The organism is Streptomyces scabichelini, assembly GCF_011045015.1.
Taxonomy (GTDB): Bacteria; Actinomycetota; Actinomycetes; order Streptomycetales; family Streptomycetaceae; genus Streptomyces; species Streptomyces scabichelini.
In genome coordinates this window covers 1-12,950 of record NZ_JAAKZY010000268.1, presented here as the reverse complement: position 1 = coordinate 12,950, position 12,950 = coordinate 1, and the positions used below count along the sequence as shown (strand labels likewise).

Genomic DNA, 12,950 nt, shown 5'->3' with positions numbered 1-12,950 from the left:
GACATCCGCGCCTGGGTCAAGGACTGGAACGAAGACCCCAAGCCCTTCATCTGGACCAAGACAGCCGAAGAAATCCTCGACTCCCTCGCCCGCTTCTGCCGACGAATCTCTGGCGCAGGACACTAGGCCTGCGCCGGGTTCTGGGAGAACATGTACTTGTGGATGCGCCACCCGTCCGGGGTGTGACGCAGCACGAACAGCTCGCGGAAGTAGGCCTGGGTGCGAGTGCCGTCGGCCACGGCAATCACCGTGACGGGCTGCTCGGATCGGACGATCGCGATCTCGTCGTAGACCTCGGTCGAGACCACCTCCACGTTGACCTCCATCCCGATGGCGGCGAAGGTGCTGGCGTAGAAGGAGTCAACGGCGTCGCGGCCGCGCAGGCTGGGCAAGTTCTCGGGGATGATCTCGGCCTCGTCGGCGTAGAGCCGCAAGATCGTGTCAGTGTCCTTGATCTGCAGCGCTTGCATGTACGCCTCGACTACGCCGACCGCGTCGGCGGTGCTGTTGTTGTTCGTCATGTGGTGCTCCTCTGATATTTGGTTGGCAACCCACACCACACGTGTCGGTGACGTGCCAACTCTTCCATTTCTGTGAGCCGGTCAGTACGCGACGTGGACGAGGCGGCGGGTGAGCTCGCCCCGCTGCAACTCGTCGACGAGAGCGACGGCGTAGTCCTCGGTGCTGATGTGGCTGTTGCCCTCGCCGTCGCTGAGCAGTTGGTGATCGCCTGTCCGGTACGCGCCCGTGCGCTCGCCCGGCGTGATCACCGCGGGCGGGGAGAGGTAGGTCCATTCCAGGTCGTCGGCGTTGTCCCGGACAAGCTCGAATAGCGCCACCTGGGCGCGAACCGGCGGCAGGGCGTCCTCGGGGAACCCGGGGGTGTCGACGACCCGTACACCGGGGGAGACCTCCAGGATGCCCGCGCCGCCCACCACGACCAGGCGACGCACCCCGGCCTTGCGTACGCCGTCCAGTACGCCGCGGCCCACCTCCAGCAGTGACTCGGTGGCCTCGATGCCGCCCCGTGGCGGTGACACCGCCAGGACCACCGCGTCGTGGCCGGCCGCCAGGCGCGCGACGGTGTCGGCGTCGCTCGCGTCCGCCGCGAGGGTGCCGTCCTTCCCGTTGCGCGTGGCACCGGTCACCTCGTGGCCCCGCTCGCCCGCCTCGGCAGCGATCCGGCTGCCGATCATCCCGGTGGCTCCGAACAGCAAGATGCGCATCCCATGACCTCCTTGTAGTCATCGCGTGTGCCGCGCACACGCCATCACCGAGAAGGTATCAATGAGATACTGGTTACTTCAAAGATACTTAGGTACCCTTTGGGTATGGTGAAAGAAGCTGCCGACGACTCCGAGATCTGCTGCCCGTCCCGGCTGGTGCTCGACCGCATCGGTGACAAGTGGTCGGTGCTGATCGTGCTGAACCTGGGTGACGGCCCCAAGCGGTTCAGCGAACTGCGAGGGGTGCTTCATCACGTGACACCCAAGGTCCTCACCTACACGCTGCGGGGGATGGAACGCGACGGCCTGCTCACCCGCACGGTCTTCGCCGAGGTCCCGCCCCGCGTGGAGTACGAACTGACCCCGCTGGGCCACTCCCTGCGGCCCGTCGTGGAGCCGATCAGCACCTGGGCCGCGGAGCACGTGGACGAGGTCCTGTCCTTGCGCAAGGCCCACGACGCCCGCTCCGCGGACGAGTTCGCGGGCTGATCACCGAGTAGCCCGACTGCGAGGTACGGTCCGCCATGCACGAGGCCATGGTGCCGTGGTCGATGACCGTGCATGGCGGGCCGCTTTCACAGCAACTGCGGCTGCAGTACTAATGGGAGATACGGAGCCGGGGAATGCTCGATTTCCGTAGCTGTCAGCAGGTGAGCGCTATCGCCGCCGGAAGCTCTGACTTCTCGGGTCAGCGATACAGCGCACCTTCGGTGCGCGCCGGGGGCGTGGTAAATGCCGTGGCGTGCGCCGAGGTGCTTCTTGTGTGCCCTGACGTGGGCTGATGTCGGTCCGGAACGCTGGTGGGGTTCGTTCCGGCCGAAGCCGATGCCTCTGTGATGCCGGTGAGCTCGCAGGTCAGCGTGGTGCTGGGGACCGTCCACGGGAACCGTGGAGTGTCGCTGTGAGGCACGTGCAGGACACAAGACCTGCAACTTCACGATGCATAGTGCTCATTGGGCTGGGACGCGTCGCGAACGCCAAGTCTCAAACTGGCGTAGAGGCGAACAGCTTTGAGTCCGTGCTCGATTTCATCGTCGCTGAAGTTGTGTTGCACAGCCAGGGGACGGGAGCGGTCTCGTTGACTCATGGTGACCATGATGGCAAAGCCGCTCCGTAGTACTTTGACTGTCCGAAGAAGCGGGCGGGGTTTTCGTCCATGATCGTCTTCGAGTGTGCTGGTCTTTAACTCGTGGTGTTCTGCGGGGTGGTGACATTTGGTAAATACAGTACGGTCAACTTCCCGGCGTCATCGGTCAGTTCATGCGTCAGGCCCGGTTTCAGGTCGGTTCAGCGTGCGGCCGATCCGGTCGAGCGGGCATATTCGGTCGGCGTTTGGCCGTAGTGTTTCTTGAAGGCGCGGATGAAGTGGCTGCTGTCGACGAAGTGCCAGTGGGCGGCGAGTTCCGAGATGCTCCACCGGCCGGATGGCGATGTGAGGGCGAGCCGGGCTTCTTCCAGCCGCCGGTGGCGGATGTAGGCGGTCACCGACTCTCCTACCGTGGCGAATGCCCGCTGCAGGGTGCGTACGGAGACGTTGAGCTCGCGTGCCAGCATCGCTGGGGACAGCTCGCGATCGGCGAGATGGCTGTTGGCGAGGTCCTTCGCGGCCCGGGTGAGTGCGGGAGCCAACTGTGGTTCCACGTCGTCGAAGCGGCGCACCGCCACGGCCTTGGCCAGTTCGATCAGGGTGCTGTGGGCGGCGTGCACACCCGCCGGGCCGAGGTCGGTGGCCGTCTTCTGGATCATGTTCGTGTGGGCCGTCAGCAGGCGCATCTCGGCCGAGTCCGCCGGCCCGATGACAGTCCGGTTCCCGAGTAGGGATCTGAGCGTCGCGGAGGGCAGGAAAAGGAACTGCGCCCTGGTGTGCGGCGCCGTCTCGAAGGGCATCCGCCGCCCGAAGTGCCGGAGGAGGAACTGCCCGGTCGGTACGGTGAGCTCGTCGCGGTCGGGCAGGCCGCCCAACGTCCATGCGCCGCGCCGTAGTACGTGGATCACCACCAGGTCCCGATCGCCGCCCGCGGGGTCCGCGACCCGGGTGGCCGACGCCATGTGGAGATCAGCGATCACCACATCGCACACCCGGGCGACGCGTCCCTTGAGCCGGAAGTCGGCGACCGTGGCCGGGCTGAAGGCCGGCAAGGGAAAGACATCGCCGACCTGCGTCTGCCATCCACGACGGAAGGCATCGAATCCTCGCGGTACGGCACCCGGGACCCTGGAATCCACGACGAACGCCCCGCGCGACCCGTCGGTCTCCGATCCAGTGCTGTTCATCTCCGGTGATCCACCTCGTGTTCGATGTTCCGACGCCTTCTTGTGGCGTACACGTTCTGTCCCGACGCCGCTGTGGTTCAAGTGCCTGCCGTGCCGAGTTCCTAATGCCGTGAACACCGTTTCGCACGGTTCGGCAAGGCGTCCACTGCCTGGTGCGCTGCCGACTGCGGAACAGGGCCATTGAATTTTCACAGTCCCAATGAAGGCAAAAGGGGGACGCTGTGATGAGTCATCCGACGGTCTCCGAGGCCGGTCATAGCCGGGTGGCTGTGCGGATCAGCCCCGCGAGGGCGAGGGAGCGACTGTGCGCGGGCCAGGCGAGGTGTGTGACGACGGGGGGCGCGTCGGTCAGGGGGACGGCAGTGTGCTCGGCCCACAGCCAGGAGCGGGCGGAGTCGGGGAAGACGGCCGCGGTGCGACCGAGGGCGATCAACTGGGCCAGCTGCGTCTGGTCGTGGATCTCGGGGCCCGGGCCGGGTGGGTAGGCACCGTCGTGGGCCCAGCGGGCGAGCGGAAGATCGGGGATGTTGTCAATGTCGGCGAGGGACAGTGTCCTGTGCGTGGCGAGGGGGTGGCCGGCGGGCAAGATGGCGATCTGCCCTTCGGTCATCAGTTCCTCGCTGTCGAACCCGGTGAGGGAGTTGAACGGCGCGTGCATGAGCGCCACATCGGCGCGGCCGTCACGCAGCATCTCGCCCTGCTCGCACGTGCCGCTCGGCAGTACCTCGATCTCGGCGGCGTCGGGCTCGACCGCGTAGGCGTCGAGGAGCTTGTGCAACAGTTCGTGGGATGAGCCGGCCTTCACCGCCAGTACCAGGCGGTTGCGGAAGCTGCCCGGACGGTCGGCGCCGCCGACGCGGCGGGTGCGGCGGGCGGCGGCGGTGGTCGCGTCGAGGGCCGCGCGGCCCTCGTGCAGCAGCATCTCTCCGGCGTCGGTCAAGGCGACGCCGCGGCGGTTGCGCTGCAGTAGGGCGACGCCGAGGCGCCGCTCGAGCTGCTGAATCGCCCGGGACAGCGGCGGCTGCGCCATGCCAAGGCGCTTGGCGGCACGGCCGAAGTGCAGTTCCTCGGCGACGGCCAGAAAGTACCTCAGCTCGCGGGTCTCCAAGGTGTCCATGACCCCAGCATACCTCGGTGATACCCACTGGGTATGACAGTGCACCGAATCGGTATTGGATGCGATGCCTGTCCGGGAGTGACCATCGACGGCATGAGCGAGACCACGAACACACCCTCCCCGTCACTGCCCGGCGGGACCTGGCCCCTGGGCGACCTGACCGTTAACCGCTTCGGGTACGGCGCTATGCAGCTCGCCGGCCCCGGCGTCATGGGCATGCCCGCCGATCACGACGGTGCGCTCGCGGTCCTGCGTGAGGCCGCCGCCCTGGGCATCACCCACATCGACACCTCCGGCGCCTACGGACCACGCGTCACCAACCAGCTGATCCGTGAAGCGCTGCACCCCTATGCCGCATCACTTCACATCGTGACGAAGGTCGGCGCGGTCCGCGATGAGCAGGGCGGCTGGCCCCCTGCCCGGCGGCCCGAGGATCTGCGCCGCGCCGTACAGGAGAACCTTGAGGACCTCGGAGTCGACGCTCTCGACGTGGTCAATCTCCGGCTCGGCGACGCCCAGGGCCCCCGGCCCGGCTCGCTCGCCGAGCCCTTCGAGACCCTCGTCGAACTCCAGCAGGAGGGCCTGATCCGGCACCTGGGAGTGAGTAACACGACGGCGGAGCAGGTCGCCGAGGCGCAGGCGATCGCGCCGATCGTGTGCGTGCAGAACATGTACAACCTCGCCTACCGTCAGGATGACGAACTGATCGACGACCTTGCCGCCAAGGGCATCGCCTACGTTCCGTTCTTCCCGCTCGGCGGCTTCACCCCGCTGCAGTCCGCGGCGCTGACCGCGGTCTCCGCCCGGCTGGATGCGACGCCGATGTCGGTCGCCCTGGCCTGGCTGCTGCAGCGGTCACCGAACATTCTGCTCATTCCCGGCACCTCGTCGGTGGCCCACCTGCGCGAGAACGTCACCGGCGCGGGACTCCCGCTCTCCGAGGAGGAACTCGCCGAGCTGGACAAGATCGGCCGCTGAACCTGCCCGGGGCGAGTCCGCCCGATGAGGTCGAGCCGCGGATCCAGAGCAGGAGCCGCGGAACGTCATGCCGGCCGGGACGGCAGTGACTTCGTTACGCGTCCCGGCCGGCATGGTCGGCGCACGCCACCACTCCGCCCTTTCCTCGCGTGGTTTGGATCTCGACCGCCTTCTTGAGGGCAAATGAAGGCACCGGCGTCCACGAGCATGCCGACCGCCCAGTAGTGAGCCCAGGCCACGGAACAGTCCACGATGACCAGACAGCAAGGATTCTCCATGTCCTCGACCAAGCCCCGAAACCCAGTGGCCCTTTTCACCGTGGGCGCGGCGTCCGCCGCGCTGCTCGTCACCGCCGTCACGGTCGCGCCCCAAAACGCGTCGGCCGCCTCCGAGCGTGCATCGGGCGTCACCCGCCACACGATCACCGAAAAGGTCTCACTCACCGGCAGCGGACCGGCTGACCAGACGGTGAGTGCCGTGGAATACCGGCCGACCCGCGCCCGCGTGCGGGGCATCCAGGTGATGATCCCGGGCGTCACCTATGACCACAGGTATTTCGATCTCGTGACAGACCGCGGCAGGATCTCGCAGGCCCGCGAGGCGGCTGAGGACGGCTGGATCACCGTCGCCGTGGACCGCCTGGGAACTGGCAACTCCAGCAGGCCGGCCGCGGACGAGCTGAACGGCACGACTCACTCCGCCACCATCCACCAACTGGTCACCAAGCTGAAGGCCGCCCATAAGGGGCTGCCGGTCGCACTGGTCGGCCACTCCATGGGCAGCGTGGTCGCCATCCAGGAAGCCGCGACCTACCGTGACGTCGACGCTGTCGTCGTCACGGGATTCATGCACCACGCCGGCGCCGGTCAGCTGCTGTTCAATGCTGCGATGCACCCCGCCGCCGAAGACGCCGCCTTCACCGACCGTGCGATACCGGACGGATCCCTCACCACCCGGGACGGCATGCGCCAGCTGCTCTACTGGCCGTTCAATGCCGACCTGAGCACCGTCAAGGCCGACGATGCGGCCAAGCAGACCGCCACCATCGGAGAATTCACTTCCTTCGGAGACGAGCAGAGCAACGACGCGTACGGCAAGAGCGTCGACGTTCCCCTCCTGTCGCTCGTGGGCCAGCACGATGGCCTGTATTTCGACCCCTCTGACCTGGACAAGACCCTCAAAGCGGAGACCGCCGCCTACCCGGCCAGCCCGGACGTCGACGTGAAGGCCATTCCCGGAGCCGGCCACGACCTGGCCCTCCAGCGCAACGCCGACAGCACCACCAACACCATCGACACATGGCTGTCCCGCAAGCTCTGACAGGACGTGGCACGGCTCCCAGCAGGGCTGGGTAACAGGAGTTCGCCCACCGTCCACTTCCGGGCACAGCACTGCGAACAGCACCAAGCAGTCCACCACCTGGCCGGCTGGGACAACATCGCCGAGGGTCTGCATCATCACGGGCGGGACATGACCCGGCCGCCAGCCCTCTTCGGACTCACGTGATCATTCCGGCCGATCGTGAGAACAACGGAGCCCTGGCGACCTCCCACGGGCACCCTGGGCAACGGCCACGTGGCTGGATTTTTGTTGCTTTACGAGTGTCTCGATGTTTCGTATCACCGGACCCAGAACCGCCCGGGCTTGCGCCTACCGCCGTAGCCTATGAAGGTCGGCACAGCACGCGCTTGAACCACAGCGGCGTCCGGACAGAACATATGCGCCACAAGAAAGCGTCGGAACAGCGAACACGGGGTGGGTCGACCGGAGATGAACAGCGCTGGATCGGAGACCGACGGGTCGCGCGGGGCGTTCGTCGTGGATTCCAGGGTCCCGGGTGCCGTACCGCGAGGATTCGATGCCTTCCGTCGTGGATGGCAGACGCAGATCGGCGATGTCTTTCCCTTGCCGGCCTTCAGCCCGGCCACGGTCGCCGACTTCCGGCTCAAGGGATCCGTCGCCCGGGTGTGCGATGTGGTGATCGCCGATCTCCACATGGCGTCGGCCACCCGGGTCGCGGACCCCGCGGGCGGCGATCGGGACCTGGTGGTGATCCACGTACTACGGCGCGGCGCATGGACGTTGGGCGGCCTGCCCGACCGCGACGAGCACACCGTACCGACCGGGCAGTTCCTCCTCCGGCACTTCGGGCGGCGGATGCCCTTCGAGACGGCGCCGCACACCAGGGCGCAGTTCCTTTTCCTGCCCTCCGCGACGCTCAGATCCCTACTCGGGAACCGGACCGTCATCGGGCCGGCGGACTCGGCCGAGATGCGCCTGCTGACGGCCCACACGAACATGATCCAGAAGACGGCCACCGACCTCGGCCCGGCGGGTGTGCACGCCGCCCACAGCACCCTGATCGAACTGGCCAAGGCCGTGGCGGTGCGTCGCTTCGACGACGTGGAACCACAGTTGGCTCCCGCACTCACCCGGGCCGCGAAGGACCTCGCCAACAGCCATCTCGCCGATCGCGAGCTGTCCCCGGCGATGCTGGCGCGCGAGCTCAACGTCTCCGTACGCACCCTGCAGCGGGCGTTCGCCACGGTAGGAGAGTCGGTGACCGCCTACATCCGCCACCGGCGGCTGGAAGAAGCCCGGCTCGCCCTCACATCGCCATCCGGCCGGTGGAGCGTCTCGGAACTGGCCGCCCACTGGCACTTCGTCGACAGCAGCCACTTCATCCGCGCCTTCAAGAAACACTACGGCCAAACGCCGACCGAATATGCCCGCTCGACCGGATCGGCCGCACGCTGAACGGACCTGAAGCAGGGCCTGACGCATGAACTGACCGATGACGCCGGGAAGTTGACCGCACTGTATTTACCATCGGGCAGTTCGGACCCGGCCCGGAAAACCAGCTTGAGCTGGACCAGTTCGAGCCGGTCATGTTCTGGTTCCGCACCGGCCGCCTGTGGCAAGACCTCCCTGAGCAGGACGGGCCCTGGCAGACCGTTTGCCACCACATCTGCGGTGGGGCGCGCGGCACTGGGTTCACCCTTCGTGAAAGCCCGAGCTGGTCACGGCGTCCAGGCCGATGACCTCGCGGCGGCCCTCACTGGTGACCGCGACCGCGACCAGGCAGGCGATGTTGACCACCCGGCCGTCCTCACGGACCTTCATGGTCAGCGCGTCGGCCCACACGAACACATACGGGCCGGCATCCAGGGGGCGGTTGCGCCACGCATCCAGCTGCCCGTCCAAGTGCTTGACCAGATTGGAGACTTGGGACTTCGACAGCTGGGCGACACCGAGGTCTTTGGCGATCCCCTCGACCCGGCGCGTGCTGACTCCTCGCACGTAGCAGGTGGCGATCACGGACATGAGAGCCTGCTCGGAACGGCGGCGGCGTTCCAGCAGCCACTCGGGGAAGTAGCTTCCTTCGCGCAGCCGGGGCACGGCCAACTCGACGGTCCCGGCCCGGGTGTCCCACTCGCGGGGCCGGTAGCCGTTGCGGCGGTTGACGCGCTCCGGTGTCACTTCGCGGTACTCGGCGTTGCACTGTTCCTGCACGTCAGCGCTCATCAGCGCGTTCGCGAAAGTGGTCAGCATCTGCCGGACGAGATCGGGACTCGCCGAGGCGAGATAGTCCTCCAGCACCTCGGGGAAGGACACACTGTGCGGAGCGGTCATCGGGAACCTCCACGGACGGGCTTTGATCGGTACGTCCGAAAGGCTCATCCGATGGCCGCACCTTCATGTCCCACGCCACCCGCATGCCTGGTCAAACCACCCCGACCAGCGACAGCCTCAACAACCCGCCGTACACCACGTCCGTGGACGTGACCGGGCGAGCAGGGCCTGACATGCCGCGGGAAGGCACCATCAGCTGCCCCAGTCTCCTGCCGCTGGACTGGGAGTTGACCGGTCGGGAACCGCGAGGTGCGGCTGGGCTGATCAATCAGGACGGGCCGACAAGCAGGCGAAGATCGTGGCGGAGGTGAGCGAAAGAATCGTCTACCAGGAGCTTCGCCGTTGTGCAGGGACTGCCCGACTACCGGTGAGCACCGCCAGCCTGGCGGGGCGGGGTCGCCAGGAAGGCGAGCAGCTCGCGGGCGAAGGCCTCGGGGCGTTCCTCGGGCACGAAGTGGCCACTGCCCGCAATCACCGCACCGGTCAGGTGCGGCGCGGCCGTGTCCAGGCTGTCGGCGAGTCGGGCGCCTGAGCTGTGCTCGCCGCCGACGGCGAGTACGGGAATGGGAAGGGTTCCTCCGGTTTCGTGCCAGGCCCGGTTGACGCGGCCGTCGTCAAGGAGGGTGCGGTAGTGCGCGAAGCCGGCGCGCAGTGCCTCGTATCCGCGGTAGGAGGAGGCGATGGTGTCGACCTCTTCCGGCGGGAAGGTTCCGGGTACCGCGGACAACCAGTCGAACCACCAGGTGAGGAAGTCGCTCTCCCGGCCTTCGAGGAGCAGCTCGGGCAGTTCTTCGGTCATGAAGAGGCCGAAGTGGAACAGACCGCCGGAGGCCACGTCCATCGCCTGCTCCAGGCCGAAGCCGGGTAGGGCGAGTTCGACGAGGACGAGGTGTTCGACTTCCTCGGGGTGGCGACGGGCGTAGGCGAAGGCCACCATGCCACCGATGTCGTGCCCGACGACGCGGATGCCGCCGTGGATGCCGAGCTGTGCGAGGAGTTCGCGCATGTCCTCTGCTTGTGTGTCCTTGTCGTATCCGCTCGGGGGACGGTCGGAGGCACCCATGCCGCGCAGGTCGGGTACGACGACGCGGTAACCGTGCGCGGCGAGGGCCGGCATGAGGTGTCGCCAGGCTCGCCATGTCTGGGGCCAGCCGTGCAGAAGGAGTACGGGTGCACCGGTCCCGCCGACCACGGCATGCAGCCGGGTGCCGTTCGCCGTGACGGTGATGCTCTCGAATCCGTCGGGGAGGGGCGTTTTTTCGTCGCTCATGGGATCACCTGGGGCTGGGTCGAAGAGAAAGACCAGGAACGTCTGTCCGTGAGGGCCGGCGGAGCCGGCGGCAAGCTCGGCCAGTACCTGGTCGGTGGAGGTGTCGCGGGCTGCGGTGCGCGCGGCGGATGCGGGCATCGTTGGGTGGTCGGCGTTGTGGAGGGCGCGGTGGACAGGGGCAGTTCACCGTGCCGCCTTTGTGGCCGGTGAGAAGCAAGACGCTGCTCTGGGGAAGGAAGGACTCTGACGGGTACAGCTGGTGCCGTTGTGCCGGGGGTGCTGCCCGGCCCGAGCGCACGGAGGGGTCAGGTCTTGCGTGCGAGGGCTTCGCGTACTGCGGGTACGACTTCGGCGGCAAACGCGCTGATCTGTCGGGTGTGGTCTCGTTCGGGCCAGATGACGAAACCGTTCATCCCGACGGCAGGATGTCGCCCCGGGTCTTGCCGGCGGGCACGCGGGCCGTCCGGGTTTCCGGGTGGACGTGGACGGGTGCGTCGATGAGCGGACGCAGCACCAGCGAGCCGTTCAGCGAGGCGGTCCGGCCCATCGCGTGGCCGGTGGTGTTCAGCAGCAGCGGCCGCCCGCCCGGCGTGCGGCGGCGCGGACGACGTCGTCGATCGAGCGGGCCGTGAACGCGGCGGGATTGACCGGTGCCGCGAGCTGGAAGGAGGAGTCCGCTTCCGCGTGGCCGGGGGTTCCGGGTGGACTGAACAGGCTGCTGTTGTCGCTGGTCATGGATATTCCTCTGAGTTGCCGAGCAGCCGGTCAGGCTTCGAGTTCGGCACGATGTGCGGCCAGGAAGTCGGTCAGGCTCAACGGATCCGGGTTGAACGCGCGCGTCGCTTCGCGCTCACGCAGGCCGTGGTAGGACCCGGAGAACTCGGCGTAGTACTGGAACATGTTTCCCAACTCGTCGGCGCCGGGGAAGCCGAGGCCGCGGAACTGGTCGTGGCTGGGCGGGCGGTAGGCCACCGGCTCACTGAGCACCGTGCTCAGCGCTGCCGCCATTTGCTCGCCGGTCAGGTGCTCGCCGGCCACGGGGACGGTGGCGCCGATCGTCTCCGACGGCCGCCGCAGCACGCGCAGCACCGCCTGGCCGATGTCGTCGGAGGCGATGCCCGCGACGGCCGTGTCACCGAGGGGGAGGTGCAAGGCGAGCGTCCCGTCGGGGTCGCGTTGCGGTCTGGCGAGGGTGAGCAGGTTGTCCCAGAAGAAGGACAGCAACAGGTACGTCGTGGGCAGACCCGACTTGGCGAACAGAGCGTCGGCGGCGCCGCCCTTCACGTCGAAGTGCGGCACCCGGTAACCGTCGCCGATGAACGGCATCCGGTCGTCGTCGGCCACGATCGCCTCCCGCGTGTCCTCCAGCGTCGACCAGATGACATGCCGCAGACCGGCCGCCTGGGCCGCGCTGATGAGGTTCTCGACCTCGGCCAGTTCCCGCACGGGCGAACGGTGCTCCCAGTACGGCGTGACGAGGAACGCGCCGTACGCCCCGTCGAACGCCCGGCGCAGGCCGCCCTCGTCGGTGAGGCTCGCCTCCACCACATGGGCGCCGAGCCCCGCCAGGATCTGTGCCTTCGGCGACGCGCCGTCGCGCGTCACCGCCCGTACAGCGAAGGCGCCGTCGGCCAGCAGCGCACGCGCGACCGCACCTCCCTGGGTGCCGGTCGCACCGAGGACTGTGACCACGTTGTCGTGGGACATCGGAATTCTCCTGTCCGAAGTGCTTGTCAGACCAACGTCGCGGCGAGGGTGGGGTAGTCGGTGTAGCCGTGGTGGTCGCCGCCGTAGAAGGTGGCCGGGTCGGCCTGGTTGAGCGGTGCGCCGGAGCGGATGCGGGCCGGGAGGTCGGGGTTGGCCAGTGCCATGGTGCCGACCGTGATGACGTCGGCCAGGCCGGCGTCGAGGTCGGCGACGCGCGCGTCGATGTCGGTTCCCGCGCGGTTGAGGAGCAGGGCCGTCGGCCACAGCTGGCGCAGCCCGCGCAGGAGTTCCGCGTCGCCGCCGTGGATCAGGTGGAGGTAGGCGAGGTTCAGTGGTGCCAGGGCCGTGACGAGCGCCGGGTACAGGTCCCGGGTGTCGTGTTCGGCGATGTCGTTGTAGGGATTGCCCGGGGAGAGACGCACACCGGTGCGTTCGGCGCCGATCTCGTCGGCCACCGCGGAGGCGACCTCGACCGCGAAGCGGATGCGGTTTTCGAGCGGGCCGCCGTAGCGGTCGGTGCGCTGGTTGGTGTTGCCGGCGAGGAACTGGTGGACGAGGTAACCGTTGGCTCCGTGGATCTCGACGCCATCGAAGCCGGCTGCGATGGCGGCCGAGGCCGCGTGGCGGAATTCGTCCACCACGTCGGCGACTTCGTCGGTGGCCAGGGCCCGGGGGGTGGGCATGTCCTGCAGGCCGGAGGTGGTGAACATCGCGCCCTTGGGCTGGATGGCCGAGGGGGCGACGG

At 67.8% G+C, this 12,950-nt stretch carries 13 protein-coding genes and 1 pseudogene; 4 read left to right on the top strand and 10 right to left on the bottom strand.

Annotated elements, in window-relative coordinates; translation table 11 throughout:
• Positions 1–122: 122 nt before the first annotated feature.
• Both G5C60_RS44895 and G5C60_RS44890 read right to left on the bottom strand, forming a co-directional pair.
• Positions 123–521, bottom strand: a complete 399-nt coding sequence (locus tag G5C60_RS44895) for a YybH family protein (RefSeq protein WP_165269032.1) — start codon at positions 519–521, stop codon at positions 123–125.
• A gap of 81 nt (positions 522–602) precedes the next feature.
• On the bottom strand, positions 603–1,226 hold the full coding sequence (locus G5C60_RS44890; protein ID WP_165269030.1) for an NAD(P)-dependent oxidoreductase: 624 nt from the start codon (positions 1,224–1,226) through the stop codon (positions 603–605).
• A gap of 105 nt (positions 1,227–1,331) precedes the next feature.
• On the opposite strand from G5C60_RS44890, the gene G5C60_RS44885 reads away from it, so the two are divergent.
• Positions 1,332–1,715 carry a winged helix-turn-helix transcriptional regulator gene (locus tag G5C60_RS44885; RefSeq protein ID WP_165269028.1) on the top strand — a complete coding sequence of 128 codons (384 nt, stop codon included), beginning with the start codon at positions 1,332–1,334 and terminating at the stop codon, positions 1,713–1,715.
• Positions 1,716–2,513: 798 nt separating this feature from the next.
• Here G5C60_RS44885 and G5C60_RS52780 read toward each other — a convergent pair.
• Positions 2,514–3,500: a helix-turn-helix domain-containing protein gene (locus tag G5C60_RS52780; RefSeq protein WP_165269026.1), complete on the bottom strand. Its 987-nt coding sequence runs from the start codon at positions 3,498–3,500 to the stop codon at positions 2,514–2,516.
• A gap of 253 nt (positions 3,501–3,753) precedes the next feature.
• Positions 3,754–4,617, bottom strand: a complete 864-nt coding sequence (locus G5C60_RS44875; protein ID WP_165269024.1) for a LysR family transcriptional regulator — start codon at positions 4,615–4,617, stop codon at positions 3,754–3,756.
• Between the two features lie 93 nt (positions 4,618–4,710).
• Here G5C60_RS44875 and G5C60_RS44870 point away from each other — a divergent pair, with 93 nt between their 5' ends.
• From G5C60_RS44870 to G5C60_RS52775, 3 genes are all read left to right on the top strand, one after another.
• Positions 4,711–5,595, top strand: coding sequence for an aldo/keto reductase family oxidoreductase (locus tag G5C60_RS44870; RefSeq protein ID WP_165269022.1), 885 nt, complete (start codon positions 4,711–4,713; stop codon positions 5,593–5,595).
• A gap of 276 nt (positions 5,596–5,871) precedes the next feature.
• Complete coding sequence (locus tag G5C60_RS44865; protein WP_165269020.1) at positions 5,872–6,915, top strand: alpha/beta hydrolase; 1,044 nt, start codon at positions 5,872–5,874, stop codon at positions 6,913–6,915.
• 450 nt (positions 6,916–7,365) lie between these two features.
• Positions 7,366–8,352 (top strand): helix-turn-helix domain-containing protein, encoded by a 987-nt coding sequence (locus tag G5C60_RS52775; protein WP_241267526.1) that lies wholly within the window; start codon positions 7,366–7,368, stop codon positions 8,350–8,352.
• A gap of 258 nt (positions 8,353–8,610) precedes the next feature.
• Here G5C60_RS52775 and G5C60_RS44855 read toward each other — a convergent pair.
• The 6 genes and pseudogenes from G5C60_RS44855 to G5C60_RS44830 all read right to left on the bottom strand — a co-directional run.
• Positions 8,611–9,228 (bottom strand): annotated as a pseudogene (locus tag G5C60_RS44855) (IS256 family transposase); the annotation flags it as partial.
• Positions 9,229–9,589: 361 nt separating this feature from the next.
• On the bottom strand, positions 9,590–10,498 hold the full coding sequence (locus G5C60_RS44850) for an alpha/beta fold hydrolase (RefSeq protein ID WP_165269016.1): 909 nt from the start codon (positions 10,496–10,498) through the stop codon (positions 9,590–9,592).
• A 409-nt stretch (positions 10,499–10,907) separates the two neighbouring features.
• Positions 10,908–11,045: a hypothetical protein gene (locus tag G5C60_RS44845; protein ID WP_165269014.1), complete on the bottom strand. Its 138-nt coding sequence runs from the start codon at positions 11,043–11,045 to the stop codon at positions 10,908–10,910.
• 17 nt (positions 11,046–11,062) lie between these two features.
• Positions 11,063–11,233: a hypothetical protein gene (locus tag G5C60_RS44840; protein ID WP_165269012.1), complete on the bottom strand. Its 171-nt coding sequence runs from the start codon at positions 11,231–11,233 to the stop codon at positions 11,063–11,065.
• A gap of 30 nt (positions 11,234–11,263) precedes the next feature.
• The gene (locus G5C60_RS44835; protein WP_165269010.1) at positions 11,264–12,205 is read right to left on the bottom strand and encodes an NmrA/HSCARG family protein; all 942 of its coding nucleotides are present in this window, start codon (positions 12,203–12,205) and stop codon (positions 11,264–11,266) included.
• 26 nt (positions 12,206–12,231) lie between these two features.
• Positions 12,232–12,950, bottom strand: a 719-nt coding sequence (locus G5C60_RS44830; protein WP_165269008.1) for an oxidoreductase, incomplete at its 5' end; no start/stop codon positions are given.